Below are 26,503 nucleotides of genomic sequence, written 5' to 3' on the forward strand. Positions count from 1 at the left end.
GTCATGTCACGGCGTCATGTCACTTCGCCATGTCACCGCATCAGTTGTCGTACTCGTCCAGCGGCGGGCAGGAACACACCAGGTTCCGGTCGCCGAAGGCACCGTCGATGCGGCGCACCGGCGGCCAGTACTTCTCCGCGGCCGACACCCCGCCCGGGAAGACGGCCTCGTCGCGGGTGTACGGGTGGTTCCACTCGCCGCCCAGCGCCGCCGCCGTGTGCGGGGAGTTGGCCAGCGGGTTGTCGTCCACCGGCCACTCGCCGCCCGCGACCCGCTCGATCTCGGCGCGGATGGCGATCATCGCGTCGCAGAACCGGTCGATCTCGGCGAGGTCCTCGGACTCCGTCGGCTCGATCATGAGCGTGCCGGCGACCGGGAAGGACATGGTCGGCGCGTGGAACCCGTAGTCGATCAGGCGCTTGGCGATGTCGTCGATGCTCACGCCCGTCGCCTTCGACAGGGGGCGCATGTCGATGATGCACTCGTGCGCGACCAGGTTGCCCGGGCCGGTGTAGAGCACCGGGTAGTGCGGCTCCAGGCGCTTGGCGATGTAGTTGGCACCGAGCACCGCCACCTGGGTGGCGCGCTTGAGGCCCTCGCCGCCCATCAGGCGCACGTACGACCAGGAGATCGGCAGGATGCCGGCCGAGCCCCACGGAGCGGCCGAGATCGGGCCGACGCCCGTCTCGGGACCGGCGGTCGGCTGGAGCGGGTGGTTGGGCAGGTACGGGGCAAGGTGCGCCCGGACACCGACCGGGCCGACGCCCGGGCCGCCGCCGCCGTGCGGGATGCAGAAGGTCTTGTGCAGGTTCAGGTGCGAGACGTCGCCGCCGAAGTGACCCGGCTTGGCCAGGCCCACCAGGGCGTTGAGGTTGGCACCGTCCACGTAGACCTGACCGCCGGCGTCGTGCACCTGGGCGCAGATGTCGGCGACGTGCTCCTCGAACACACCGTGCGTGGAGGGGTACGTGATCATCAGCACGGCGAGCTCGTCGCGGTACTGCTCGATCTTGGCCCGCAGGTCGTCCGCGTCCACCTCGCCGTCGTCGGCGGTCTTGACCACGACCACCTTCATGCCGGCCATCACGGCGCTCGCGGCGTTGGTGCCGTGCGCGGAGGAGGGGATGAGGCAGACGGTGCGCTGCTCGTTGCCGTTCGCCCGGTGGTACGCGCGGACGGCCAGCAGGCCGGCGAGCTCACCCTGGGAGCCGGCATTCGGCTGAATGGAGACCTTGTCGTAGCCGGTGACCTCGCAGAGACGTTCCTCCAGCTCGGTGATGAGCGTGAGGTACCCCTCGGCCTGCTCGACCGGGGCGAACGGGTGCACCTGGCCGAATTCGGGCCAGGTGACCGACTCCATCTCGGTGGTCGCGTTGAGCTTCATGGTGCAGGAGCCCAGCGGGATCATGCCGCGGTCCAGCGCGTAGTCCTTGTCCGAGAGCTTGCGCAGGTAGCGCAGCATCGCCGTCTCGGACCGGTGCTGGTGGAAGACCGGGTGGGTCAGGTACGCGTCCTCGCGCAGCAGCCCCTCGGGAAGCGCGTCGGCCGTGGTGGCGTCGAGCGCCTCCAGGTCCGCGGTCACCCCGAAGGCGGCCCACACCGCGTCGACGTCGGCGCGCAGGGTGGTCTCGTCACAGGAGGCGGAGACCAGGTCGGCGTCGACCTGGTACAGGTTGACCCCGCCCTCACGGGCGGCGGCCACGACCTCGGCGGCCCGGCCCGGGACCCGCGCGGTGATCGTGTCGAAGTAGGCGCCGTGCACGATCTCGACCCCGCCGGCCGTCAGACCGGCGGCGAGCAGGGCGGCGTAGCGGTGGGTGCGGCGGGCGATCGTCCGCAGCCCGTCCGGGCCGTGGTAGACGGCGTACATGCCGGCCATGACGGCGAGGAGCACCTGCGCGGTGCAGATGTTGCTGGTGGCCTTCTCACGGCGGATGTGCTGCTCACGGGTCTGCAGCGCCAGGCGGTAGGCCTTGTTGCCGTCCGCGTCCACGGAGACGCCGACGAGGCGGCCGGGCAGCGAGCGTGCGTGCTTGGCCTGGACGGCCATGTAGCCGGCGTGCGGTCCGCCGAAGCCCATCGGGACGCCGAAGCGCTGGGTGGTACCGACCGCGATGTCCGCGCCCAGCTCACCGGGGGAGGTCAGCAGGGTCAGGGCGAGCAGGTCGGCGGAGACGGCGACGATGGCGCCGAGCGCGTGCGCCTGCTCGATGACCGGCTTGATCTCCCGCACGGCGCCGGAGGCACCGGGGTACTGCAGGAGCACGCCGTAGACGCCGCGCTCGGCGATCTCGGCCGGAATCCCGCCCGACAGGTCCGCGACCACGACCTCGATGCCGATCGGCTCGGCGCGGGTCTCGATCACCGCGATGGTCTGCGGCAGCGCGTCGGCGTCGACGAGGAAGACGTTGCCCTTGGCCTTGCCCACGCGGCGGGCCAGGGTCATGGCCTCGGCGGCCGCCGTGCCCTCGTCGAGCAGCGAGGCGCCGGAGGTCGGCAGGCCGGTCAGCTCGGCGACGACGGTCTGGAAGTTCAGGAGGGCCTCGAGGCGGCCCTGGGAGATCTCCGGCTGGTACGGCGTGTACGCCGTGTACCAGGCCGGGTTCTCCATGACGTTGCGCAGGATCACCGGCGGCGTGAAGGTGCCGTAGTAACCCAGGCCGATCATCGAAGACAGGACCTGATTGCGGTCGGCGAGCTGGCGCAGCTCGGCGAGCACCTCGGCTTCGGTCCGCGCCTCGGGCAGGTTCAGCGCGGCGGTGGTCTTGATCACATCCGGCACCGCGGCGGCGGTGAGCTCGTCGAGGGAGCCGTAGCCCACCTGAGCGAGCATCTTCGCCTGCGCCTCGGCATCCGGGCCGATGTGGCGCTGCTCGAAGGGGATGCCTCGCTCCAGCTGGGAGAGCGAAATGCGGTTGGCGGTCATGTACGGAGGCCTCCTGGTCGTACGACCTGCGAGGGGCACCACGGCGCGGGCACCCGGACGGCCTCCCCCTCTGTCATCACAACCTGAGAGCTTCACCGGGCCGCGCGGGGATCGCCCACGAGATCCGGCTTTCACCGTCGGTGAGGAGAGGGACCGGCACTGCGCGCCCGGTTCCCGCACCTGCTTTCCAGAGTGGCCTCACCACGTGCGGTACGTATGCCTGAGAGATTCCGGGGAGGATTTGCTCCTTCGGCGCCTCCGTCTCACTCACTCGGAGGACTCTCCCGCACAGGGTCAACAGCCGTCACCCAGCCTACCAGCGAGGATCTGGGCACCTCCCTCGAGTGGCCCCCTCTCCGGAAATGCACTTTTGTAGTCATTACCGGAGGAGTTGCGCCCAAACGGAGGGACCGGACCGTGCAGACCGACATCGATCCCCGCAGCCTGATCGGCCGCAAGGCGTTCGACCGCAATGGCACCAAGATCGGCACCGTCGACGAGGTCTACCTCGACGACGCCACGGGCGTCCCGGAATGGGCCGCCGTACGCACCGGACTCTTCAGCCGGGACGCCTTCGTCCCGCTGGAGCCCAGCGAGATGGTGGGCGACACCCTGCGCGTGCCCTTCGAGCGCTCCCTCATCAAGGACGCCCCCGACTTCGGCGTCGGCCGCCACCTCTCCCCCGAACAGGAGCTGCAGCTCTACCACCACTACGGCCTGGACCTGGCCCTCCCCTCCGACTTCCAGCACGACTTCGGCCACAAAGCCCCCGACACCCCCTAACCCCACCACCCCACACCCGCTGCCCACCAACCCCCGGGGCAGCGGGCAGCGGGCAGCGGGCAGCGGGCAGCGGGCAGCGGGCAGCGGGCAGCGGGCAGCGGGCAGCGGGCAGCGGGCAGCGGGCAGCCACAACACCCGACAGCGGGCAGCGGGAACGGTCGGCGGCGGCCGACACCTGACCGCAGCAGCTGCCAGCGAGCACCCTGGCTGCGGTCGGCGGCAGCGGCAGCGGCAGCGGCAGCGGCAGCGGCAGCGGCAGCGGGGAACCCGGCGCCTCCCAGCGGGTAGCGGGTATTCAGCGCCTCACACGACGCAGCCGGCACCCAGCAGCACACTCGCGGCACCCGCTGACACCCGGCGGCCCATGGCAGGCGTCCAGCTGCGGACACCCGGCGGGGCCGCTAGCAAGCGCCCGGCAGCAGGCAGCAGGCAGCAGGCAGCAGGCAGCAGGCAGCGCACTATTGCCGGCCCCCAGGGAGCCGGGCAGCGAACAGTTCCTCCAGCTCCCCCCAGACACAGGCACCCCGGGTCGGCGCAAGGACGTGCCCTCCCAGGCTCACTCCGGAGCCGTCGAGCCCCCGACCCCCACGGCCCGGTCCCCGACCAGCGGCATCGGGTCGGACGGCTCCAGCTCGGGGTCGTCCACCAGGAACGTCCGCACCCGGCCCGGCTCGGATCCGGGCTGCTCGAACCGTACGGTCACCCGCCCGACGCCGCTGCCCTGCACCCACCCGGGCCCGTACACCGCATGCCGCACATCACTCCCGGCCGCCCAGCGCCGCTCAACCAAACCTTCAACACCCCCCGCACCCCCGAGCCCCTGCCCAGCAACCTCACCCGGCCCACGCCCAACGCCCACCCCCTGCAGGTCGCCCTGGCCGTGCCCGACGTCGCCCCTTTGCCCCGACCCGACACCCCGCGGCGCAGCGACCTCCCCCGACCCCGACCCCGACCCCAGCCCCTGCGCCTGCCCCAGCCCCAGCCCCGAGCCTTGGCCTTGTCCGACGCCCTCCCCCTGCGCCAACTCAGCACCCCGATCAGGCCCAGCAATCTCACCCGGCACCTGCACCTGCACCTGCTCTGAGCCCTGGCCCTGGCCGTGCTCCGATCCCTGGCCCTGCTCCGAGCCCTGGCCCTGGCCTTGGCCCTGCCCCTGCCCCTGCCCCTGCCCCTGCCCCTGCCCCTGCCCCTGCCCAACGCTCTCCCCCTGCGCCAACGCGCTACCGCACCCCGGCCCAGCGATCTCACCCGACCCCTGCCCAGGACCCTCGCCCCGGCCAGGGCCCCGCTGAGCGCCCTGGGCGTGCCCGAGCCCCTCCGCCAGCCCCGACGGCCCAACGGCCTCAGCCTGCTCTTCCCCAGCCGCCTGCCCCTGGCCCTGCCCGATGGGCTCGCCCGGCACCGCCCCGGCGGGGACTGCCCCACCCTGGCCCTGACCGGCACCCTCGTCCGCCTCCGGCTCCGGCCCCGGACCCGGCCCCGGCCCCGGGACGGCACCCCGGACCCGGAAGGGTCCCTCGGGCTCCTGCCCCCCGTCAGCGCCGGCCGCAGGCCGCCCCGCGGCGCCGCCGTCACCCGACCCCGCCCCAGCCCGCGCAGCCATCGCATCGGCGAAAGCGAACAGATCCTCCTGCGTGTAGTCCGCCAGCCCCGTCACGCCCACCCCCAGCAGCCGCACCCCGCCCGTGGTGTCCACGGCCTCCAGCAGCCGCGCCGCAGCCTCCCGCACCACCGCGGGGTCGTCCGTGGGCCCCCGCAGCGTCTCCGAGCGGGTCAGCGTGGAAAAGTCGTACCGCCGCACCTTGAGCACGATGGTCCGCCCCGAATGCCCTGACCCGCGCAGCCGCTCCACGCACCGGTCGGCGAGCCGCTGCACTTCGTTCCGGATGCGTACCCGGTCGTGCAGGTCCACGTCGAAGGTGTCCTCCACCGACACGGACTTCGCGTCGCGCTCGGCGACGACCGGCCGCTCGTCCACCCCCAACGCCATCCGGTACAGCCCGACGCCGTGCGAGCGCCCCACCATCCGGACCAGTTCGTCCTCGCCGGCCTCCGCCAGCTCCCCCACCGTGGTGATCCCGGCCCGCCGCAGGTGTTCCCCCGTGGCCGGCCCCACCCCGGGCAGGGTCCGTACCGACATGGGTGCCAGGTGCGCCCGCTCCGTGCCGACCTCGATCAGCAGCAGCCCGGCCGGCTTGGCCTCCTCGGAGGCGACTTTGGCCAGCATCTTGGACCCCGCGAGCCCCACCGACCCGCTCAGCCCGGTCGCGGCGGTGATGTCTGCCCTCAGCCGCTCGCCAACGGCCCGCGCGGCCTGCGCGTCGAAGGCGACGCCGCCCGCCTCGAGGTCCACGAAGGCCTCGTCCAGGCTCAGCGGCTCCACGAGGGGGGACAGCTCCCGGAGCATCCCCATGACCGTGTCGCTGACCTCGCGGTACAGGCTGAAGCGCGGAATCAGGCACGCGCCGTTGGGGCAGAGCCGCCGCGCCTGGGCCATCGGCATGGCGGAATGCACCCCGAACCGCCTGGCCTCGTAGGAGGCGGTGGCGACGACCCCGCGCGGCCCGAGCCCGCCGACGATGACGGCCTTGCCGCGCAGGCTCGGCTTCGACGCCTGCTCCACGGAGGCGTAGAAGGCGTCCATGTCCAGGTGCAGGATGGTCGGCGCGGCTCTCACAGCTCCGATGCTGCCCTACGCCACTGACAATCGGCCCGAACCCACAGCAGGCGGGCCGGGCGGCCCGCCGCGGACCGGACCGGACCCGGACGGACCACCCGGCCCGCCCCGGTCCCCGGCCCCGCCCCTGCGCCTCAGACGGCCCGGTTCCTCCGGGCGGCCAGCTCATCGGCCGGGTTGTGCCCGACCACCGTCTCGCCCGTGTCCACGCGCTCCCCGTGCAGCTGCGACAGCGCGTTCTCCACATCGCGCCAGACCACGCCCACGGCGATGCCGAAGACGCCCTGGCCGCCCTGGAGCAGGCTGACGACCTGGTCCGGCGAAGTGCACTCGTACACGGTGGCGCCGTCGCTCATCAGCGTCATCCGCTCCAGGTCCGAGAAACCCCGGTCGCGCAGGTGCTGCACGGCGGTGCGGATGTTCTGCAGCGCCACCCCGGTGTCCAGGAAGCGCTTCACGATCTTGAGGACGACCACGTCCCGGAAGCTGTAGAGGCGCTGCGTCCCCGACCCGTAGGCGGGACGCACCGTGGGCTCCACCAGCCCGGTCCGCGCCCAGTAGTCGAGCTGCCGGTACGTGATGCCGGCCGCGGCACACGCCGTCGGCCCTCGGTATCCGACCTGCTCGGGTGCGGGCTCGCCGCCCTGGGGCCCCACCGGCCCCACCGAACCGACCGGCGCGGGCTCCGGCTGACGGCGCGCGGAGTTCACCGCACCACCGTGCAGCGGGTACGGCCCACCGTCACTCCGTGCGGGGATGCCCCCGGTCATACCGTCGCCCGTGACTCTCACGCCGACCCTCCGTCCTTGACCTGCCATCTCGAAGGTAGGCAGTCACCAGGGGTGCGTCAACGATCGCCACACTCGGCACGCCGAGTGATAATCACCCTGAGAGTGGTTTCCCGTACCCCATTGCGGGGAAAGGCTACTCGAATGGGCTGAAATATCCGGGAGGACGGCACGACCCGCGCCTCACTGCGGGCCGGTACCGAAGTCCTCTGGCGAGATCTGGTCGAGGAACTCGCGGAACTTCTCCACCTCGTCCTCCTGCTCGTCCGGGATCGCGATTCCGGCGTCGTCGAGCACGCCGTCGCTGCCGTAGATCGGCGTCCCGGTCCGCAGGGCGAGCGCTATGGCGTCGGAGGGCCGCGCGCTCACCTCGACTCCGCTGGCGAAGACGAGCTCCGCGTAGAAAACGCCCTCCCGCAGATCCGTGATCCGGACTTCGGTGAGCTCCTCGCCGATCGCCTCCAGCACGTCCTTGAAAAGGTCGTGTGTCAGCGGCCGGGCAGGGGCCATGCCCTGCTGCGCGAAGGCAATGGCGGTCGCCTCCCCTGGTCCGATCCAGATGGGGAGGTACCGGTCGCCTCCCACTTCACGCAGGAGCACGATCGGTTGGTTCGAGGGCATTTCCACCCGGACACCCACAACGTCGAGCTCGTTCACACAGCAACCCTAGGACCTGCTCGGCAGGTTTGGGTAGTCGGGCTGCCCCAAGCCTGCCCCGAAGCCCCTGCCAAGTCACCCGAAGTCGGCCCGAAAACCCCTCAGGATCAGTGCAGCCGCACCCCGAGAGCAGTTTGTACGAGGGCCTCGTGCAGCCGTACGGAGAGCCCCGCGAGCTCCTTCATGGTGGCCTCGGCATGGGCCCTGGTCTGCGGATTGCGGTGCCGGCGCAGCGGCGAGACGACCTGTTCCACCAGACCGGCCTCCCGGTCTGCGGCGGCCTTCATGGCCCGCAGGTGGCGCGGCTCCAGACCGAATCGGCCGAGATCGGCCACCAGACGGGCCACGGTGACGGCCTCGGCGTCGAACCCGCCGCCGGGTGCCTCCGCGATGAGCCCGTAGGACTCCCACTCCACGAGCTGGACCTCGTCCACGTCCGCGGCGGCGATCAGCTCGGCCCGGCCCACCCGGGCCACGGTCGGCCGCTCCCGGCCCACCTCGCCGTAGAGGGCGACGGGGCTCGTGGGGTCGACGGACTCCCCGTGCGCCGTGGGCGCCGGGATACGGATCTGCTCACCCCGCGCGAGCGCGTCGAGCTGCTCGCGGATGACCTTCAACGGAAGGTAGTGGTCGCGCTGGAGCCGCAGGACGTGGGCGAGACGCTCCACGTCGTCGGTGCTGAACTTGCGATATCCCGAAGGTGTGCGCCTGGGCTCGACGAGCCCCTCCGCTTCCAGGAAACGGATCTTCGAGATCGTGACTTCGGGGAACTCGTCACGCAGCATCGTGAGCACCGTTCCGATGCTCACCAGCCGCACGCCCGAGGAGGCGGCGGTGGCGGTGCCGCCCTTGGCGGCACCGCCTGCCGGGATACGCAGCATGGGACCTTCCCTTGAAGGGTCAGTGCCCCCGCAGGCTCGCGTAGAAGACCAGCCGGTACTTGCCGATCTGCACCTCGTCGCCGTTGTGCAGGGCGACGGAGTCGATCGGTTCACGGTTCACGTACGTGCCGTTGAGGCTGCCGACGTCGGAGACGGTGAAACCGTCGTGGCTCCTGCGGAACTCGACATGGCGCCGGGAGACGGTGACGTCGTCCAGGAAGATGTCGCTCTGCGGGTGCCGGCCGGCCGTCGTCAGCTCACCGTCCAGGAGGAACCGGCTGCCGGAGTTCGGGCCGCGCCGCACGATCAGCAGGGCGGAACCCGGGGGCAGCGCTTCCACCGCGGCCTGGGCCTCGGGGGACAGCGAGGACGACACGTGCGTCTGTCCCGACACCTCGGCCTCGTAGGCCTCCAGGCCCGAGATCGAGATGGTGGACGTGGTCTCCGAGGCACGCTCCGGCGTCAGACCCGCCCGCAGCGGCGCCCCGCAGTTGGAGCAGAACCGGCTCGCCGCATCGCTGCGGTGCCCGCACCTGCTGCAAATCTGCTCGGCCGACATGGACGGCTCCTCGCGCCGCGGCTGCCCCGCGGAGGCATTGGTGGCATACGGGTCGGGGGCAAACCCTCCACCCGTACTTGAGGTTGATGGTTCACCGAAACCTATGCGTCCGGTACCGGCAGGGTCAACAGTCGACGCGCCGTGCGCGCCCGAAATATCACCCGCCCCGGCGACCTCGTCGCGGAAGAGCGGCCGGTCGCCCTGCCCTTCCACGTCTCCGTGCCCCGCGCGGTGCCTGGCCGCACCGCTTTCCTCGCGGTTCTTCTTGCCGAACAACTTCTCAAACAACTTCACGGGCGATTCCCCTTGACCGAAACAGACCCGCCCGTGGGGCAGGACGAACTCCGAATGCAACACCTGCCGACCCGGACATACTTACAACGTCCGTAACCATCAGACAGTTTCCACCACGCACCGCGACTTCGGTGCCTCGACCCCCCGCAGGCATTCGCCCGCCTGAGCCGGTCTCCCGCACCTCCCGCATCACGTCGATGACGACCGAGCGTAGTCAGGCTGCTTCGCAGCCCGCAAGGCATCCACAACGATCTTCGCCGGACGTGTGATGCCGACGACCGCCTGCTCCTTCTCCAGCGACTGGACGACGCCACCGGGAATGTTGAGCGCAGGCTCCAGGTCCTGAGGCTTGCCGATCACCTTGAACTCGTAGGGTTGTGTGATCTTCTTACCGTCGATCGCGACCCCGTCCTCCTCGTCCGAGAAGTACGAGTCCGCCACGATCCGCACCCCGTTGATCTGGATGGCCTCGGCCCCGGCGGCCCGCAGCTCCTGGAGGGTGTCCAGCAGCTTGTCCGACAGCACCTGACCCTTGGGGTCCGTGATCTTCAGCACGATCCCCGGCCCCTGCGCGGCCACCGTACCGGCCAGGATCCCGAGTTGGCGTTCCTTCTCCACGGTCTGTTTCCGGGCCTCCTCGGCCTGGTTGGAACTGCTCTCGAGCTCCCGGCGTTGGTCCTCGAGCGTCTGCTTCTCGTCCTCCAGCCGCTTCGTCCGCCCGTCCAGCTCGTCGAGGATCCGTACGAGGTCCTCCTGACGGGCACCGCGCAACGCGCTGGAGTCGCTGTTCGACCGCACCTGGATGGCCAGCCCGAGCCCCAGAACGAACAGCAGCACCGCGACGATCAGTTGGGCACGGCTCACCCGCGGCGGCCACAGCCCGGCCGCCAGCCGCTGCCGGCCGGTCTGCTCGGGCCCGGTTTGCTCGGGCCCGGTCCGCTCGGGCCCGGGCACGTCGCCCACGGACTCGGCCCCGTTGCCCAACGGTCCGGCCGACGGCCCGGCCGACGGCTCCTGCGGCGGCTGTGCCTTCGGCCGCTGTGCCGATGCCGAGGCCCCGGGCTCCTCGGGCGGGGTGTCGTTCGTACTCATCGGCCTCACGCCCGGAACACGTGCCGGCGGATGGCCGCGGCGTTGGAGAAGATGCGGATGCCGAGGACGACGACCACACCCGTGGACAGCTGCGAGCCGACGCCCAGTTTGTCTCCGAGGAAGACGATCAGCGCCGCCACGACCACGTTCGACAGGAACGACACCACGAAGACCTTGTCCACGAAGATGCCGTCCAGCATCGCGCGCAAGCCTCCGAACACCGCGTCCAGCGCCGCGACCACGGCGATCGGCAGATAAGGCTCCACCACGGCCGGCACTTCGGGGCGGACGAGAAGTCCGACCACCACTCCGACCACGAGGCCCAGTACCGCGATCACGATGCACCCTTCTGCTGCTCTACTGCTGTAGCCGTACGTACGGTCAGGCTCGACGCGGCCGGGAGGCGCACCTCGGCCTCGGACGACAAGGAGTAGCGGATGCCGTAGTTCTCCTGCAGCACGTGCAGGTACTGGCCGTCCGCGGAGTCCTGGAACGCGGTCCCGAGGCGCTTCTTGTCGCCGATCGCCAGCACTTCGTACGGCGGGACCAGCGGCCTGTTGTCGACCAGTATCGCGTCACCGGCGGCCCGGATCGCCGAGAGGGACGTCAGGCGCTGCCCGTTGATCGAGATCGCTTCCGCCCCCGACTGCCACAGCCCGTTGACGATCTTCTGCATATCTCGGTCGCGGAGCCGCCCGGTGTCCGAGAATCCGGCGCTCTCGCGCGGCTTGGTGCCGTTTCCGGTCGTCGAGCCCTTCGCGTCGTCCACCGTCAGCTTGATCCCGGGCCCGTGCACCTCGGTGGCCCCGGACAGCAGCGCCACGAGCTGGCCCTGTTCGCCGCCGTGCTGCTTGAGCGCCTCGCGCTGCCGGCCGGCGACGGTGTCCCGCAGCCCCTCGATGTCCCGCTCCAGACCGTCCGCGTGCGCGTCGGCCCGCTCGACCCGGTCGATGAGTTCCTGACGCTCCTTGGCCAGCACCGGCGCGGTCGCCCGCGCCTGCGCGGCGCCCAGGGTGACGACCATGGCGGCGAGCACGAGCCCGGCGGCGAGACCCAGTTTGGCCTTGAGGGTCCGCGGCAGGCCGGACGTGCCCTCGGCCTCGCGCCGGGCCGAAGCCTCCGCGTAGCCCTCGTCGAGGGAGTGGTCCATCACGTGCGTCAGCAGCGACATGGAAGCGTCCGGCCGCGCCGGAGGTGCCGAACTGCGGTTGTGGGGCGGCTGCGACATGCCGCACATCGTCGCATGTCGGCGCCGCTCCCACCGAATGCGGACGCCCGGTGGACCGGACGGGACCTTCGCCCCGCCCGCTCCACCGGACTTCCGGCCCTACGCCGCTGCGTTCCGGCCTACGCCGTCCCGTGCGGGGCGCTCAGTGCCCGGCGCCGTCCACCACCGCTGCCCAGCCGTCCAGCAGGGCCTGCGCGGACGCGTCGTCGGGTCCCTCGGCCCACAGGTGGGTGACCGCCTCCGCCGGGTCCGGCAGCACCAGGGCCCACCGCCCGTCGGCCTCCACGACCCGCACCCCGTCGGTGGTGTCCACCTGCCGGTCCCCGGCCGCCTCCACGACCCGCCGCATGACGAGCCCCTTCACGGCCCACGGGGTCGGCACGTCTCGCTTGAGCACGTGCGCACGAGGGATCCGGGCATCGATCTGGCTCAGCGTGAGCTGCGTCCGCGCCACCAGCCCGATCAACTGCACGAAGGCGGCCGACCCGTCGAAGACGCTGCTGAACTCGGGGACGATGAAGCCACCCCGACCGTCACCGCCGAAGATGGTGTTCTCCGCCCGGCCCACCCGGGTCAGATCGTCGGGCGAGGTCGTCGTCCACTCCACCTGGGTCCCGTGGTACGCCGCCACCTGCTCGGCGATCCGGGTCGTGGTCACCGGCAGCGCCACCTTGCCGCTGCGCTTCTCTGCGGCCACCAGGTCGAGCAGCACCAGCAGCGCCCGGTCGTCCTCGATGATCCGGCCGCGCTCGTCCACGAGGGAGATCCGCTCGCCCACCGGGTCGAAGCGCACTCCGAAGGCGGCCCGCGAGGACGCCACGATCTCGCCGAGCCTCACCAGCCCCGCCCTGCGGGATTCGGCCGTCTCCGTGGGCCGGGACTCGTCGAGACCCGGATTGACCGTGAGGGCGTCCACCCCGAGCCGGCCCAGCAGGCTGGGCAGCACCAGGCCGGCGCTGCCGTTGGACGCGTCCACGACCACCTTGAGCCCGGAGTCCGCGACCCCGGTGGTGTCCACCCGCCGCAGCAGCGAACCGGTGTAGGCGTCGAAGACGCTTCCCGGGAACTGCAGGTCGCCGATCTCGCCGGGGAACGCCCGCCGGTACTCCTGGCGTGCGTAGACCCGGTCGAGCTTGCGCTGCTGCTGGAGGGAGAGGTCCGCCCCGCGCTCGTCGAGGAACATGATGTCGACCGAGTCGGGCACTCCCGGCGAGGTCCGCAGCACGATCCCGCCCGCGCTGCCGCGCGCGGTCTGCTGCCGCGCCACGGGCAGCGGTACGTTCTCCAGGTCCCGGACGTTGATGGCGCTCGCCTGGAGCGCCGAGATCACGGCCCGCTTGAGCGCTCTCGCGCCACGCGAGTGGTCGCGGGCCGTGGTGACCGTCGCCCCCTTCTTCAGGGTCGTCGCATAGGCACCGGCCAACCGGACGACGAGCTCCGGGGTGATCTCCACGTTCAGGATGCCGGTGACCCCGCGCGCGCCGAACAGATGTGCCTGCCCCCGCGACTCCCAGATGACCGAGGTGTTGACGAAGGCGCCCGCCTCGATCGTCTTGAAGGGGTAGACCCGGACGTTCCCCTGGATGATCGATTCCTCGCCGACGAGGCACTCGTCGCCGATGACGGCCCCGTCCTCGATCCGGGCCGCGCGCATGATGTCGGTGTTCTTGCCGATGACACAGCCGCGGAGGTTGCTGTGAGGCCCGATGTACACGTTGTCGTGCACGACGGCCTTGTGCAGGAACGCACCGCTCTTGACGACGACGTTCGATCCGATGACGGTGTGCTCGCGGATCTCCACGCCGGCCTCGACCTTGGCGTAGTCCCCGATGTACAGCGGGCCGCGCAGCACCGCGTCCGGGCTCACCTCGGCCCCTTCGGCGATCCACACGCCGGGTGAGATCTCGAAACCGTCCATGTCGACCTGGACCTGGCCCTCGAGTACGTCGGCCTGGGCCTTGACGTAGCTCTCGTGGGTGCCGACGTCCTCCCAGTAGCCCTCGGCGACGTAGCCGTAGATGGGCCGGCCTTCCTTCATCAGCTGCGGGAAGACGTCGCCGGACCAGTCCACGGAGACGTCCGCGTCCACGTAGTCGAAGATCTCCGGCTCCATGACGTAGATGCCGGTGTTGATGGTGTCCGAGAACACCTGGCCCCAGGTCGGCTTCTCCAGGAAGCGCTCGACCTTGCCTTCCTCGTCCACGATGGTGATGCCGAATTCCAGCGGATTCGGCACCCGGGTCAGGCACACCGTGACGAGCCCGCCCTTCTCCTTGTGGAAACGGATCAGGTCGGTCAGGTCGAAGTCGGTGAGCGCGTCGCCGGAAATGACGAGGAAGGTGTCGTCCTTCAGAGCCTCCTCGGCGTTCTTCACGCTGCCGGCGGTCCCGAGTGGCTTCTCCTCGTTGGCATAGGTGAGCTCCATTCCGAGCTCCTCGCCGTCACCGAAGTAGTTCCTGACGAGCGACGCCAGGAACTGTACGGTGACCACGGTTTCGTTGAGCCCATGCCGCTTGAGCAGCCTGAGCACGTGCTCCATGATCGGCCGGTTCGCCACCGGCAGGAGCGGCTTGGGCATGCTTGAGGTCATGGGGCGAAGCCGAGTGCCTTCGCCACCAGCCATCACGACGGCCTTCATGTCGGAAGAGTCCTCCTTGAGAGACGGCGTATCGCCGACCTCACCCGTCCCGGACGGTGACTGGAACACTCCCCCGCGTCAGTCAGGCGCCGAGCGAGCTCAATCGGCCGTGGTGTCCGCCTTCACGAGCCGGCGGACTTGTACCACGTAAAGGACTCCTGCCCACCAATAGAGGGTTGTACCCCATCCGGCGAACGCCCATCCGAAAACTGACCCCATCCAGGCCAACCAACCCGACCAGGTGCTCACCAGCAGGAAGGGGAACGCATACATCAGGTTGAAGGTCGCGGCCTTGCCGAGGAAGTTGACCTGGGGCGGCGGATAGCCGTGCCGGCGCAGGATCCAGACCATGACCAGCAGCATCAGCTCACGCGCGAGCAGTGCCCCGGTGAGCCAGAGCGGCAGGATCTCGCGGTACGTGAGACCGAACAGCGTGGACAGGATGTAGAGCCGGTCCGCGGCGGGATCCAGCAGCCGGCCGAGGCTGCTGATCTGATTCCAGCGCCGGGCCAGCTTCCCGTCGAGGTAGTCGCTGATCCCGCTGAGCATGAGGACGGCAAGAGCCCAGCCATCGTGCTCGGCCAGGATCAGCCACAGGAACAGGGGTACGCCTGCGAGGCGAGCCATGCTCAGGATGTTCGGAATGGTGAAAATTCGGTCAGTCTGAACCCGAGTCTCCTGGACCTCCACCCGGGGGCCTCCACTGTGACTGTAGAAATGTCGAACGATGCCCCCTGACCCTACAGGAGCCGGTGCACCGGCCTGTAAACGCAGAAAAGCCCCGTACCGGTTACCCGGTACGGGGCTTTCTACAATGATTGTTCGGCGGCGTCCTACTCTCCCACAGGGTCCCCCCTGCAGTACCATCGGCGCTGAAAGGCTTAGCTTCCGGGTTCGGAATGTAAACCGGGCGTTTCCCTAACGCTATGACCACCGAAACACTATGAAGTTAACCAAACCGGATATGACACAGTTCGTTACTTCAGAACTAACACAGTGGACGCGAGCAACTGAGGACAAGCCCTCGGCCTATTAGTACCAGTCAGCTCCACCCGTTACCGGGCTTCCACATCTGGCCTATCAACCCAGTCGTCTACTGGGAGCCTTACCCTCTCAAGGAGGTGGGAATACTCATCTTGAAGCAGGCTTCCCGCTTAGATGCTTTCAGCGGTTATCCCTCCCGAACGTAGCCAACCAGCCATGCCCTTGGCAGGACAACTGGCACACCAGAGGTTCGTCCGTCCCGGTCCTCTCGTACTAGGGACAGCCCTTCTCAATATTCCTACGCGCACAGCGGATAGGGACCGAACTGTCTCACGACGTTCTAAACCCAGCTCGCGTACCGCTTTAATGGGCGAACAGCCCAACCCTTGGGACCGACTCCAGCCCCAGGATGCGACGAGCCGACATCGAGGTGCCAAACCATCCCGTCGATATGGACTCTTGGGGAAGATCAGCCTGTTATCCCCGGGGTACCTTTTATCCGTTGAGCGACGGCGCTTCCACAAGCCACCGCCGGATCACTAGTCCCGACTTTCGTCCCTGCTCGACCCGTCGGTCTCACAGTCAAGCTCCCTTGTGCACTTACACTCAACACCTGATTGCCAACCAGGCTGAGGGAACCTTTGGGCGCCTCCGTTACTTTTTGGGAGGCAACCGCCCCAGTTAAACTACCCATCAGACACTGTCCCTGATCCGGATCACGGACCGAGGTTAGACATCCAGCACGACCAGAGTGGTATTTCAACGACGACTCCACAACCACTGGCGTGGCCGCTTCAAAGTCTCCCACCTATCCTACACAAGCCGAACCGAACACCAATATCAAACTATAGTAAAGGTCCCGGGGTCTTTCCGTCCTGCTGCGCGAAACGAGCATCTTTACTCGTAGTGCAATTTCACCGGGCCTATGGTTGAGACAGTCGAGAAGTCGTTACGCCATTCGTGCAGGTCGGAACTTACCCGACAAGGAATTTCGCTACCTTAGGATGGTTATAGTTACCACCGCCGTTTACTGGCGCTTAAGTTCTCAGCTTCGCCACACCGAAATGTGACTAACCGGTCCCCTTAACGTTCCAGCACCGGGCAGGCGTCAGTCCGTATACATCGCCTTACGGCTTCGCACGGACCTGTGTTTTTAGTAAACAGTCGCTTCTCGCTGGTCTCTGCGGCCACCCCCAGCTCACGGAGTAAATCCGATCACCAGTGATGGCCCCCCTTCTCCCGAAGTTACGGGGGCATTTTGCCGAGTTCCTTAACCATAGTTCACCCGAACGCCTCGGTATTCTCTACCTGACCACCTGAGTCGGTTTAGGGTACGGGCCGCCATGAAACTCGCTAGAGGCTTTTCTCGACAGCATAGGATCATCCACTTCACCACAATCGGCTCGGCATCAGGTCTCAGCCTTATATGAGGGACGGATTTGCCTACCCCTCGGCCTACACCCTTACCCCGGGACTACCACCGCCCGGGCTGGACTACCTTCCTGCGTCACCCCATCGCTTACCTACTACAAGTCTGGTTCGCCGGCTCCACCACTTTCCTTTCCCCGAAGGGTCCGGAACGGCTTCACGGGCTTAGCATCGCCTGATTCGATATTGGGCGTTTCAAAGCGGGTACCGGAATATCAACCGGTTGTCCATCGACTACGCCTGTCGGCCTCGCCTTAGGTCCCGACTTACCCTGGGCAGATCAGCTTGACCCAGGAACCCTTAGTCAATCGGCGCACACGTTTCTCACGTGTGTATCGCTACTCATGCCTGCATTCTCACTCGTGAACCGTCCACAACTAGCTTCCGCTGCTGCTTCACCCGGCACACGACGCTCCCCTACCCATCACAGCGGGCGTTGGCCCTATTGCTGCAATGACACGACTTCGGCGGTACGCTTGAGCCCCGCTACATTGTCGGCGCGGAATCACTTGACCAGTGAGCTATTACGCACTCTTTCAAGGGTGGCTGCTTCTAAGCCAACCTCCTGGTTGTCTCTGCGACTCCACATCCTTTCCCACTTAGCGTACGCTTAGGGGCCTTAGTCGATGCTCTGGGCTGTTTCCCTCTCGACCATGGAGCTTATCCCCCACAGTCTCACTGCCACGCTCTCACTTACCGGCATTCGGAGTTTGGCTAAGGTCAGTAACCCGGTAGGGCCCATCGCCTATCCAGTGCTCTACCTCCGGCAAGAAACACGTGACGCTGCACCTAAATGCATTTCGGGGAGAACCAGCTATCACGGAGTTTGATTGGCCTTTCACCCCTAACCACAGGTCATCCCCCAGGTTTTCAACCCTGGTGGGTTCGGTCCTCCACGAAGTCTTACCTCCGCTTCAACCTGCCCATGGCTAGATCACTCCGCTTCGGGTCTAGAGCGTGCAACTCAATCGCCCTATTCGGACTCGCTTTCGCTACGGCTTCCCCACACGGGTTAACCTCGCTACACACCGCTAACTCGCAGGCTCATTCTTCAAAAGGCACGCAGTCACGACTGTATGTGCAAGCACATACAGCGACGCTCCCACGGCTTGTAGGCACACGGTTTCAGGTACTATTTCACTCCGCTCCCGCGGTACTTTTCACCATTCCCTCACGGTACTATCCGCTATCGGTCACCAGGGAATATTTAGGCTTAGCGGGTGGTCCCGCCAGATTCACACGGGATTTCTCGGGCCCCGTGCTACTTGGGAGATTCTTAAGCAAGCCGCTGATGTTTCGTCTACGGGGGTCTTACCCTCTACGCCGGACCTTTCGCATGTCCTTCGACTACATCAACGGTTTCTGACTCGCCGACCGGCCGGCAGACCGATCAAAAGAATTCCCACAACCCCGCATGCGCAACCCCTGCCGGGTATCACACGCATACGGTTTGGCCTCATCCGGTTTCGCTCGCCACTACTCCCGGAATCACGGTTGTTTTCTCTTCCTGCGGGTACTGAGATGTTTCACTTCCCCGCGTTCCCTCCACACTGCCTATGTGTTCAGCAGTGGGTGACAGCCCATGACGACTGCCGGGTTTCCCCATTCGGACACCCCCGGATCAAAGCTCAGTTGGCAGCTCCCCGGGGCCTATCGCGGCCTCTCACGTCCTTCATCGGTTCCTGGTGCCAAGGCATCCACCGTGCGCCCTTAAAAACTTGGCCTACAGATGCTCGCGTCCACTGTGTAGTTCTCAAGCAACGACCAGCCACCCATCACCCCACCAGACAAGCTGGCGAGTTCACTGGGGCCGGCATCGCGAAGATAAAGCCTTTCGGCCGTACCCTCAGATACCCAACAACGTGCCAAGCACGATCCCCGCCACTCAAACTGTTTTCCACGCCGAAGCAGTACTCACAGAAGGTTTTGGAAACCGTGCCAACTAATCAACGTTCCACCCTGAGCTGACCGTGCAGAACGTTTGTCTGCAATCGGTACTGTGCTCCTTAGAAAGGAGGTGATCCAGCCGCACCTTCCGGTACGGCTACCTTGTTACGACTTCGTCCCAATCGCCAGTCCCACCTTCGACAGCTCCCTCCCTTACGGGTTGGGCCACCGGCTTCGGGTGTTACCGACTTTCGTGACGTGACGGGCGGTGTGTACAAGGCCCGGGAACGTATTCACCGCAGCAATGCTGATCTGCGATTACTAGCAACTCCGACTTCATGGGGTCGAGTTGCAGACCCCAATCCGAACTGAGACCGGCTTTTTGAGATTCGCTCCACCTCACGGTATCGCAGCTCATTGTACCGGCCATTGTAGCACGTGTGCAGCCCAAGACATAAGGGGCATGATGACTTGACGTCGTCCCCACCTTCCTCCGAGTTGACCCCGGCGGTCTCCTGTGAGTCCCCATCACCCCGAAGGGCATGCTGGCAACACAGGACAAGGGTTGCGCTCGTTGCGGGACTTAACCCAACATCTCACGACACGAGCTGACGACAGCCATGCACCACCTGTATACCGACCACAAGGGGGGCACTATCTCTAATGCTTTCCGGTATATGTCAAGCCTTGGTAAGGTTCTTCGCGTTGCGTCGAATTAAGCCACATGCTCCGCTGCTTGTGCGGGCCCCCGTCAATTCCTTTGAGTTTTAGCCTTGCGGCCGTACTCCCCAGGCGGGGAACTTAATGCGTTAGCTGCGGCACCGACGACGTGGAATGTCGCCAACACCTAGTTCCCAACGTTTACGGCGTGGACTACCAGGGTATCTAATCCTGTTCGCTCCCCACGCTTTCGCTCCTCAGCGTCAGTAATGGCCCAGAGATCCGCCTTCGCCACCGGTGTTCCTCCTGATATCTGCGCATTTCACCGCTACACCAGGAATTCCGATCTCCCCTACCACACTCTAGCTAGCCCGTATCGAATGCAGACCCGAGGTTAAGCCTCGGGCTTTCACATCCGACGTGACAAGCCGCCTACGAGCTCTTTACGCCCAATAATTCCGGACAACGCTTGCGCCCTACGTATTACCGCGGCTGCTGGCACGTAGTTAGCCGGCGCTTCTTCTGCAGGTACCGTCACTTTCGCTTCTTCCCTGCTGAAAGAGGTTTACAACCCGAAGGCCGTCATCCCTCACGCGGCGTCGCTGCATCAGGCTTTCGCCCATTGTGCAATATTCCCCACTGCTGCCTCCCGTAGGAGTCTGGGCCGTGTCTCAGTCCCAGTGTGGCCGGTCGCCCTCTCAGGCCGGCTACCCGTCGTCGCCTTGGTGGGCCATTACCCCACCAACAAGCTGATAGGCCGCGGGCTCATCCTTCACCGCCGGAGCTTTTAACCCCCGCCCATGCAGGCAGGAGTGTTATCCGGTATTAGACCCCGTTTCCAGGGCTTGTCCCAGAGTGAAGGGCAGATTGCCCACGTGTTACTCACCCGTTCGCCACTAATCCACCCCGAAGGGCTTCATCGTTCGACTTGCATGTGTTAAGCACGCCGCCAGCGTTCGTCCTGAGCCAGGATCAAACTCTCCATGAATGTTTACCGGTAATCCGGTGCACACGCACTTAGAGCGGGACAGTCATGTCGGAATAAGACCGACCGTCCACTGCATCCTCGCTGTGTAATTGCCTGCAAGTGTCGTAGCCGAAGCCGTGACCTCACAGGTCTTTTTCAAAGGAACCTCATCCACCGAAATGGACGGGGTATCAACTTTTTGGCGTTGATTTTTGGCACGCTGTTGAGTTCTCAAGGAACGGACGCTTCCTTTGTACTCACCCTCAGTAACAATTACTGGGGCTTTCCTCCGGGCTTTCGTTCTGTTCTGTTCTGTTCTTGCGTTTCCGACTCTATCAGAGTCTGTCTCGCTTGTTTTCCGCCTTCCAGGTCATCCGCTTTCGCGTTTTCCCTTTCCGGCGAGTCCGACTCTAGCAGTTCTTTTCTTTCCCTCTGACCACTCTCCGTTTTGCCGAATAGGCATGCGGAAAGAAGGTGAGATCAAGATCAGAACTAGAGAGAGGAGGAGTCCCGTCCATCAGCCGTTCGCGAAATGTTCACGCGGGGCGTCCTGGCGGGAGTCACGACAGTACAGGTCTGCAGGGACCCAAGCAAATCGATTCAGGCGTATGGTCTAGTCCACCGGTCTAGTCCACTAGTCTCCAGGCCGAAGGACCAGTCCGGATCGGGACCAACATCGGGCGAACCCGAACATGTTGTGACTTATCCTTCTGGAGAGTACGCCGTTCGCGACAGGTAGTGACGGCGACACGACGAAGCCCCACCCCTGGGAGGCCCCCATGACCAGCGTGACGTCCCCACTTGCCGGGACCGCCATCGGACTCGCGGCAGTGCCCGACCCGGTGTTCTCCGGCGCGATGGTGGGACCGGGCACCGCCATTGATCCCGTGCGCGAGCCTTCGGCGGCGGTGTCCCCCGTCGACGGTGTAGTCGTCTCCCTGCACCCGCATGCGTACGTCGTCGTCGACGGCGAAGGCCACGGTGTACTCACGCACCTGGGCATCGACACCGTTCAGCTCAACGGCGAGGGCTTCGAGCTGCTCGTCAACAAGGGCGACACCGTGACCCGCGGCCAAGAGGTCATTCGTTGGGACCCCGCCGCGGTCGTGGCCGCCGGCAAGTCCCCCATCTGCCCCGTCGTGGCACTGGAAGCGACTGCCGATTCCCTGTCCGGCGTGATCGAGACCGGAGACGTCAAGGCCGGGGACGCCCTCTTCGGCTGGCAGTGACCTTCGCCTTCTAGACGCACTGGCACATCCAACGCGGCGGGTGGACCCGCCGCTCAATCGGAGACAGGTGAAATGGAGACAACGCTGCGAGGCGTCGGCGTGAGCCACGGTGTGGCGATCGGCGAGGTTCGGCACATGGGCACGGCGGTTCTCGAACCGCCGGCGAGGCAGATCACCGCGGACGAGGCGGAGCGCGAACAGGGGCGCGCCCGTCAGGCCGTGGAAGCTGTATCGGCCGACCTGATCGCCCGGGGCCAGCTGGCCGGTGGCGAAGCCCAGCACGTGCTCGAGGCCCAGGCGATGATCGCCACGGACCCCGAGCTCATGGCGGACGTCGACCGGCGCATCGCCGTCGGCAGCACCGCCGAGCGCGGTGTGTACGACGCGTTCGCCGCCTACCGTGACCTGCTCGCCGGTGCCGGTGAGTACATGGCCGGGCGTGTGGCCGACCTGGACGACGTGCGCAACCGCATCGTCGCGCGCCTGCTCGGCGTGCCGATGCCGGGTGTGCCCGACAGCGACGAGCCGTACGTGTTGATCGCGCGGGACCTGGCTCCCGCCGACACCGCTCTGCTCGACCCGGCGCTGGTCCTCGGTTTCGTGACCGAGGAAGGCGGCCCGACCAGCCACAGCGCGATCCTCGCGCGGGCGCTCGGCGTGCCGGCCATCGTCGCGCTGCCGGGTGCCGGTGAGATCGCCGAAGGTACGGTCATCGCCGTCGACGGCAGCACCGGCGACCTGTTCGTGGAGCCCAGCGCGGCGAAGCGGGCCGAGCTGGAGGCCGCGGCCGCCGAGCGCAAGGCCGCTCTCTCCTCGTCCTCCGGTCCGGGCGCGACGTCCGACGGTCACAAGGTGCCGCTGCTGGCCAACATCGGCGGTCCGGCGGACGTGCCGGCGGCCGTCGATGCCGGGGCGGAGGGTGTGGGCCTGTTCCGCACCGAGTTCCTCTTCCTGGACGACAGCAAGCACGCGCCGACCGAGGAGAAGCAGGTCGAGTCGTACCGCAAGGTCCTCGAAGCCTTCCCCGAGGGTCGTGTCGTCGTACGTGTTCTGGATGCCGGCGCCGACAAGCCGCTGGACTTCCTGACCCCGGCCGACGAGCCGAACCCGGCTCTGGGTGTTCGTGGTCTGCGTTCGCTGCTCGACCACCCGGACGTGCTGCGCACGCAGCTCACCGCGTTGGCGAAGGCTGCCGAAGGGCTGCCGGTCTACCTCGAGGTCATGGCCCCGATGGTGGCCGACCGCATCGACGCCAAGGCGTTCGCGGACGCGTGCCGCGAGGCCGGTCTGAAGGCGAAGTTCGGTGCCATGGTGGAGATCCCCTCCGCCGCGCTGCGGGCGCGCTCGATCCTCCAGGAGGTCGAGTTCCTCTCGCTGGGCACCAATGACCTGGCCCAGTACGCCTTCGCCGCCGACCGTCAGGTCGGCGCCGTATCGCGGCTGCAGGACCCGTGGCAGCCCGCGCTGCTCGACCTGATCGCCATGTCGGCCGAGGCCGCTCAGGCCGAGGGCAAGAGCTGTGGCGTCTGTGGCGAGGCCGCCTCCGACCCGCTGCTGGCCTGTGTGCTGACGGGTCTGGGTGTCACCTCGCTTTCGATGGGTGCCGCTTCGATTCCCTACGTGCGGGCGACGCTGGCCAAGTACACCCTCGCGCAGTGCGAGCGTGCGGCTGCCGCCGCGCGTGCCGCGGACAGCGCCGAGGAGGCCCGGGTGGCCGCCCAGGCGGTCCTGTCCGGCGAGTAGGGCAAGTAGGGCAAGTAGTTGGAGACGTTCGAGGGGCCTTCGCCGGTGGCGGGGGCCCCTCGGCCGTTCGAGGGTGGGCGGGGTGCGCCCGGCTCAGTGGTGCGGGCCCGGTTCGTCCACCTCGTAGCCGGGGCAGTACTCGACGCCGGGCTCCGGGCCCACGGGGTCTCCGGTGTCGGCGTCGGTGCAGTAGGCGTTGAAGACGGCCGCCGCCGAGAGCGGTACCAGTCGGCCGCGGTCCAGGCGCCAGCCGTGTACGCGGTCCCGGTCGCCCTCGGTGGTGCTGCGCAGGACCAGTCCCCCGGGCCCGCCGAGGGCCAGGCCCGCGGCGAGTACGGTCACGAAGTCCAGGCCGTCGCGACCGTCCACCCGGGGCCGGCCGCCGGGGCCGTCGTCCGTGTCGGCGTGCAAAACGGCCACGAGCTGTTCGTCCTGTGCCGGGACGCTGCACACCAAGTGGTGGTGGCCCGGACCGGCCCGGTCCACCAGGTGCCGGAGCGCCTCGGCGGCGCGCTCGAGCGAGGCGGTCCCGATGTCTTCTCCGCAGTCGGCGCAGCGGCCCACTTCGGCCAGCAGCGAGCTCGCGTACTCCCAGGTGGCCTGCCGGACGGCCGCGTCCACGAGGAGCGGGACCAGTTCGTCGATCGGCTGGCCGGCGTACGGGAGGCCGCCGGTGGCGCCGCCCAGTTCGGCGGTGAAGCGGGTGCGGGACCCGGGGGTGTCCGGGTCCAGCCCGTGGTCCGCGCAGTAGTCGGCGTACTCCTCGGCGTCGAAGAGGGCGACGGTGGTGTGGATGCCCTGGGCCGCGAGGGAGCGGAGCAGCCGGTCCACGTGGTTCAGGTAGTCGCGGTGGTCGTCGAAGGTGAAGCTGCGGTATCGGCGCATGGCCGCGAAGTCCCCGGCGTCGGCCAGGAGGCCGACGGTGCTGGGGACTTCGCGGCGCAGGGTGCGGCGCCTGCCGGTGCGGGCCGGACGGCCCGTGGTGGCGGTCCCGGTGTCGTTCGAGCGTGGCATGGTTCCCCCTGAGTGACGCGATCATTTGCTCACTCAGAGTAATCATCGCCACTGACAGTGGCCGCTTGCCTCAGCCGCGGGTGCGGGTGCGGGCCAGCTCCTCGTAGAAGTGCAGGAGGTCGAGGTTGTCGACCGAGCCGGGGTTGACCGCCTTGGCCATGGGGGCGCCCTGGAGGAGGCGCTTGACCGGGACCTCGATGCGCTTCCCGGTCAGGGTGTGCGGGATGCCCGGGACCTCGATGACCTCGTCGGGGACGTGGCGCGGGGAGAGCTCCTCGCGGATCGTGGCCTTGATCCGCGAGCGGAGGGCGTCGTCGAGGACGGCGCCGGGCGCGAGGTGGACGAAGAGCGGCATCCAGTACCCGCCGTTCGGTTCCTCCAGGCCGATGACCAGGGATTCCTTGATCTCGGGCAGTCGCTCGACGGCCTCGTAGATGTCCGCGGAGCCCATCCGGACGCCCTGGCGGTTCAGGGTGGAGTCGGAGCGTCCGTGGATGACGACGGAGCCGTGGTCCGTGATCGTGATCCAGTCCCCGTGGCGCCAGACGCCGGGGAACATCTCGAAGTAGCTGTCGCGGTAGCGGCTGCCGTCGGGGTCGTTCCAGAAGCGGATCGGCATGGACGGCATGGGGTTCGTGACGACGAGCTCGCCGACCTCGCCGGTGACGGGCTTGCCGGAGGGGTCCCAGGCCTGGAGGTCCGTGCCCAGGCAGGCGGCCTGGAGCTCCCCGATGTGGACCGGGAGGGTGGGGACGGCTCCGGCGAAGCAGCTGCAGACGTCGGTGCCGCCGCTGACCGAGGCGATCCAGAGGTCCTCGGCCACCTCGTCGTGGAGCCAGCGGAAGCCGTCGGGAGGCAGCGGGGATCCGGTGGTGGCCACGCACTTCACCGCGGAGAGGTCGAAGTCGCGGGAGGGATGGACCTCCGCCTTGCTGCAGGCCATCACGTAGGCGGCGGAGGTCCCGTAGAGCGTGGCCTTGGTCCGCTCCGCGATCCGCCACTGGGCACCGGTGTCGGGGTAGCCCGGGCTGCCGTCGTAGAGCACGACGGTCGTTCCGGTCAGCAGGCCGGAGACGAGGAAGTTCCACATCATCCAGCCGGTGGAGGTGTACCAGAAGAAGCGGTCCTCGGGGCCCAGGTCGCAGTGCAGTCCGAGCTGCTTGAGGTGCTCGAGGAGGATGCCGCCCTGCGACTGGACGATGGCCTTGGGCAGGCCGGTGGTGCCCGAGGAGTAGAGGACCCAGAGCGGGTGGTCGAAGGGGACCGCTTCGAAGACCGGCTCGGTGTCGCCCGAGGTGAGGGCCGACCAGTCGAGGGCGCCCGCGGGGGCCGGCGTACCGAGGAGCGGGATGTGGACGACGGCGCGCAGCGAGGGGAGCTCGGCGCGCAGTTCGGCGACGGTGTCGCGGCGGTCGTGTTCCTTGCCGCCGTAGCGGTAGCCGTCGACGGTGAAGAGGACCACCGGCTCCACCTGCTGGAAGCGGTCCAGGACGCTGCGGGCGCCGAAATCGGGGGCGCAGGAGGTCCAGACGGCGCCGACGGCGGCGGTGGCGAGGAGCGCGGTGACGGCCTCGGGGATGTTGGGGAGGTAGCCGCTGACCCGGTCACCGGGGCGCACGCCCAGGGCGCGCAGTTCGGCGGCGAGCGCGCCGACCTGGCGGCGGAGCTCGGCCCAGGTGACGGGGGTGGGCTCGTGGGTCTCGTCGACGTGCAGCAGGGCCGCGTCGGCGGCGCGTGCCGGGTCCTCGGCGGCGCGCAGGGCGTGCTCGGCGTAGTTGAGGGTGGCGCCCTCGAACCAGCGCGCGCCCGGCATGGACCGGTCCGCGAGGACGGACTCGTACGGGGTGGTGAACCGTACGTCGAACCACTCGGCGACGGCCTGCCAGAAGGTGTCCAGCTCGTCGACGGACCAGCTGTGCAGGGCCGGGTAGCCGCCGTCCGCGGGGGCGCCGTGGTGTTCGGCGGCCCAGGCCTGGAAGGCGGTGATCCGGGCCGCGGCGATCCGGTCGGGGCCCGGGGACCAGAGGGGCTCGGAGGGGGTGGCTGCTGCGGTCATGCGTCGGCTCCC

At 67.7% G+C, this 26,503-nt stretch carries 16 protein-coding genes, 3 rRNA genes and 1 riboswitch; of the genes, 3 read left to right on the forward strand and 16 right to left on the reverse strand.

Annotation, left to right across the window (positions count from 1 at the left end; all coding sequences use genetic code 11):
* Window positions 1-40: 40 nt before the first annotated feature.
* Complete coding sequence (gene gcvP / locus OG247_RS08375; RefSeq protein ID WP_327251646.1) at window positions 41-2,926, reverse strand: aminomethyl-transferring glycine dehydrogenase; 2,886 nt, start codon at window positions 2,924-2,926, stop codon at window positions 41-43.
* Window positions 2,927-3,124: 198 nt separating this feature from the next.
* A riboswitch (glycine riboswitch) is annotated at window positions 3,125-3,223 on the reverse strand.
* 120 nt (window positions 3,224-3,343) lie between these two features.
* On the opposite strand from gcvP, the gene OG247_RS08380 reads away from it, so the two are divergent.
* A complete protein-coding gene (locus OG247_RS08380; RefSeq protein ID WP_327251647.1) occupies window positions 3,344-3,709 on the forward strand; it encodes a PRC-barrel domain-containing protein in 366 nt (121 codons plus the stop codon).
* Between the two features lie 556 nt (window positions 3,710-4,265).
* Here OG247_RS08380 and OG247_RS08385 read toward each other — a convergent pair.
* From OG247_RS08385 to OG247_RS08445, 13 genes are all read right to left on the reverse strand, one after another.
* Window positions 4,266-6,386 (reverse strand): DNA polymerase IV, encoded by a 2,121-nt coding sequence (locus tag OG247_RS08385; protein ID WP_327251648.1) that lies wholly within the window; start codon window positions 6,384-6,386, stop codon window positions 4,266-4,268.
* 134 nt (window positions 6,387-6,520) lie between these two features.
* Window positions 6,521-7,177: a MerR family transcriptional regulator gene (locus tag OG247_RS08390; protein ID WP_388495152.1), complete on the reverse strand. Its 657-nt coding sequence runs from the start codon at window positions 7,175-7,177 to the stop codon at window positions 6,521-6,523.
* A 180-nt stretch (window positions 7,178-7,357) separates the two neighbouring features.
* Window positions 7,358-7,831, reverse strand: a complete 474-nt coding sequence (locus tag OG247_RS08395; protein WP_030009777.1) for a bifunctional nuclease family protein — start codon at window positions 7,829-7,831, stop codon at window positions 7,358-7,360.
* Between the two features lie 107 nt (window positions 7,832-7,938).
* Window positions 7,939-8,712 (reverse strand): transcriptional regulator FtsR, encoded by a 774-nt coding sequence (gene ftsR, locus OG247_RS08400; protein ID WP_327251649.1) that lies wholly within the window; start codon window positions 8,710-8,712, stop codon window positions 7,939-7,941.
* A 19-nt stretch (window positions 8,713-8,731) separates the two neighbouring features.
* Window positions 8,732-9,271: an FHA domain-containing protein gene (locus OG247_RS08405; RefSeq protein WP_274547808.1), complete on the reverse strand. Its 540-nt coding sequence runs from the start codon at window positions 9,269-9,271 to the stop codon at window positions 8,732-8,734.
* 483 nt (window positions 9,272-9,754) lie between these two features.
* Window positions 9,755-10,657 (reverse strand): DUF881 domain-containing protein, encoded by a 903-nt coding sequence (locus OG247_RS08410; protein WP_442813238.1) that lies wholly within the window; start codon window positions 10,655-10,657, stop codon window positions 9,755-9,757.
* A gap of 5 nt (window positions 10,658-10,662) precedes the next feature.
* Window positions 10,663-10,995 (reverse strand): small basic family protein, encoded by a 333-nt coding sequence (locus OG247_RS08415; RefSeq protein WP_112452698.1) that lies wholly within the window; start codon window positions 10,993-10,995, stop codon window positions 10,663-10,665.
* Entirely contained in the window at window positions 10,992-11,894 is a 903-nt protein-coding gene (locus OG247_RS08420) for a DUF881 domain-containing protein (RefSeq protein WP_327251651.1), read from the reverse strand. The genes OG247_RS08415 and OG247_RS08420 overlap by 4 nt, the downstream gene beginning before the upstream one ends.
* Before the next feature lie 133 nt (window positions 11,895-12,027).
* Entirely contained in the window at window positions 12,028-14,523 is a 2,496-nt protein-coding gene (locus OG247_RS08425) for a mannose-1-phosphate guanyltransferase (protein WP_327251652.1), read from the reverse strand.
* A 99-nt stretch (window positions 14,524-14,622) separates the two neighbouring features.
* Window positions 14,623-15,213 carry a CDP-alcohol phosphatidyltransferase family protein gene (locus OG247_RS08430; RefSeq protein WP_327251653.1) on the reverse strand — a complete coding sequence of 197 codons (591 nt, stop codon included), beginning with the start codon at window positions 15,211-15,213 and terminating at the stop codon, window positions 14,623-14,625.
* Between the two features lie 130 nt (window positions 15,214-15,343).
* A 5S ribosomal RNA gene (gene rrf / locus OG247_RS08435) occupies window positions 15,344-15,461 on the reverse strand.
* Between the two features lie 74 nt (window positions 15,462-15,535).
* Window positions 15,536-18,659: ribosomal RNA gene (locus OG247_RS08440) — 23S ribosomal RNA — on the reverse strand.
* Between the two features lie 286 nt (window positions 18,660-18,945).
* Window positions 18,946-20,470 (reverse strand): 16S ribosomal RNA (locus OG247_RS08445).
* The 16S, 23S and 5S rRNA genes sit together here, the layout of an rRNA operon.
* 758 nt (window positions 20,471-21,228) lie before the next feature.
* On the opposite strand from OG247_RS08445, the gene OG247_RS08450 reads away from it, so the two are divergent.
* The gene (locus tag OG247_RS08450; protein WP_327251654.1) at window positions 21,229-21,678 is read left to right on the forward strand and encodes a PTS sugar transporter subunit IIA; all 450 of its coding nucleotides are present in this window, start codon (window positions 21,229-21,231) and stop codon (window positions 21,676-21,678) included.
* A 72-nt stretch (window positions 21,679-21,750) separates the two neighbouring features.
* Window positions 21,751-23,421 carry a phosphoenolpyruvate--protein phosphotransferase gene (gene ptsP / locus OG247_RS08455; RefSeq protein ID WP_327251655.1) on the forward strand — a complete coding sequence of 557 codons (1,671 nt, stop codon included), beginning with the start codon at window positions 21,751-21,753 and terminating at the stop codon, window positions 23,419-23,421.
* A 93-nt stretch (window positions 23,422-23,514) separates the two neighbouring features.
* Here ptsP and OG247_RS08460 read toward each other — a convergent pair whose 3' ends face one another.
* Both OG247_RS08460 and OG247_RS08465 read right to left on the reverse strand, forming a co-directional pair.
* The gene (locus OG247_RS08460; protein ID WP_327251656.1) at window positions 23,515-24,435 is read right to left on the reverse strand and encodes a hypothetical protein; all 921 of its coding nucleotides are present in this window, start codon (window positions 24,433-24,435) and stop codon (window positions 23,515-23,517) included.
* 70 nt (window positions 24,436-24,505) lie between these two features.
* Window positions 24,506-26,491 (reverse strand): acetoacetate--CoA ligase, encoded by a 1,986-nt coding sequence (locus OG247_RS08465; protein WP_327251657.1) that lies wholly within the window; start codon window positions 26,489-26,491, stop codon window positions 24,506-24,508.
* Window positions 26,492-26,503: the final 12 nt, after the last annotated feature.

This window comes from Streptomyces sp. NBC_01244, from assembly GCF_035987325.1.
Taxonomy (GTDB): Bacteria; Actinomycetota; Actinomycetes; order Streptomycetales; family Streptomycetaceae; genus Streptomyces.

What these genes read in the sequence shown, in the direction of transcription:
- gcvP (WP_327251646.1), bottom strand. Translation starts at nt 2,926, where the DNA reads ATGACCGCCAACCGCATTTCGCTCTCCCAGCTGGAGCGAGGCATCCCC.
- ftsR (WP_327251649.1), bottom strand. Translation starts at nt 8,712, where the DNA reads ATGCTGCGTATCCCGGCAGGCGGTGCCGCCAAGGGCGGCACCGCCACC.
- OG247_RS08405 (WP_274547808.1), bottom strand. Translation starts at nt 9,271, where the DNA reads ATGTCGGCCGAGCAGATTTGCAGCAGGTGCGGGCACCGCAGCGATGCG.
- OG247_RS08410 (WP_442813238.1), bottom strand. Translation starts at nt 10,657, where the DNA reads ATGAGTACGAACGACACCCCGCCCGAGGAGCCCGGGGCCTCGGCATCG.
- OG247_RS08420 (WP_327251651.1), bottom strand. Translation starts at nt 11,894, where the DNA reads ATGTGCGGCATGTCGCAGCCGCCCCACAACCGCAGTTCGGCACCTCCG.
- OG247_RS08425 (WP_327251652.1), bottom strand. Translation starts at nt 14,523, where the DNA reads ATGAAGGCCGTCGTGATGGCTGGTGGCGAAGGCACTCGGCTTCGCCCC.
- OG247_RS08450 (WP_327251654.1), top strand. Translation starts at nt 21,229, where the DNA reads ATGACCAGCGTGACGTCCCCACTTGCCGGGACCGCCATCGGACTCGCG.
- ptsP (WP_327251655.1), top strand. Translation starts at nt 21,751, where the DNA reads ATGGAGACAACGCTGCGAGGCGTCGGCGTGAGCCACGGTGTGGCGATC.
- OG247_RS08460 (WP_327251656.1), bottom strand. Translation starts at nt 24,435, where the DNA reads ATGCCACGCTCGAACGACACCGGGACCGCCACCACGGGCCGTCCGGCC.
- OG247_RS08465 (WP_327251657.1), bottom strand. Translation starts at nt 26,491, where the DNA reads ATGACCGCAGCAGCCACCCCCTCCGAGCCCCTCTGGTCCCCGGGCCCC.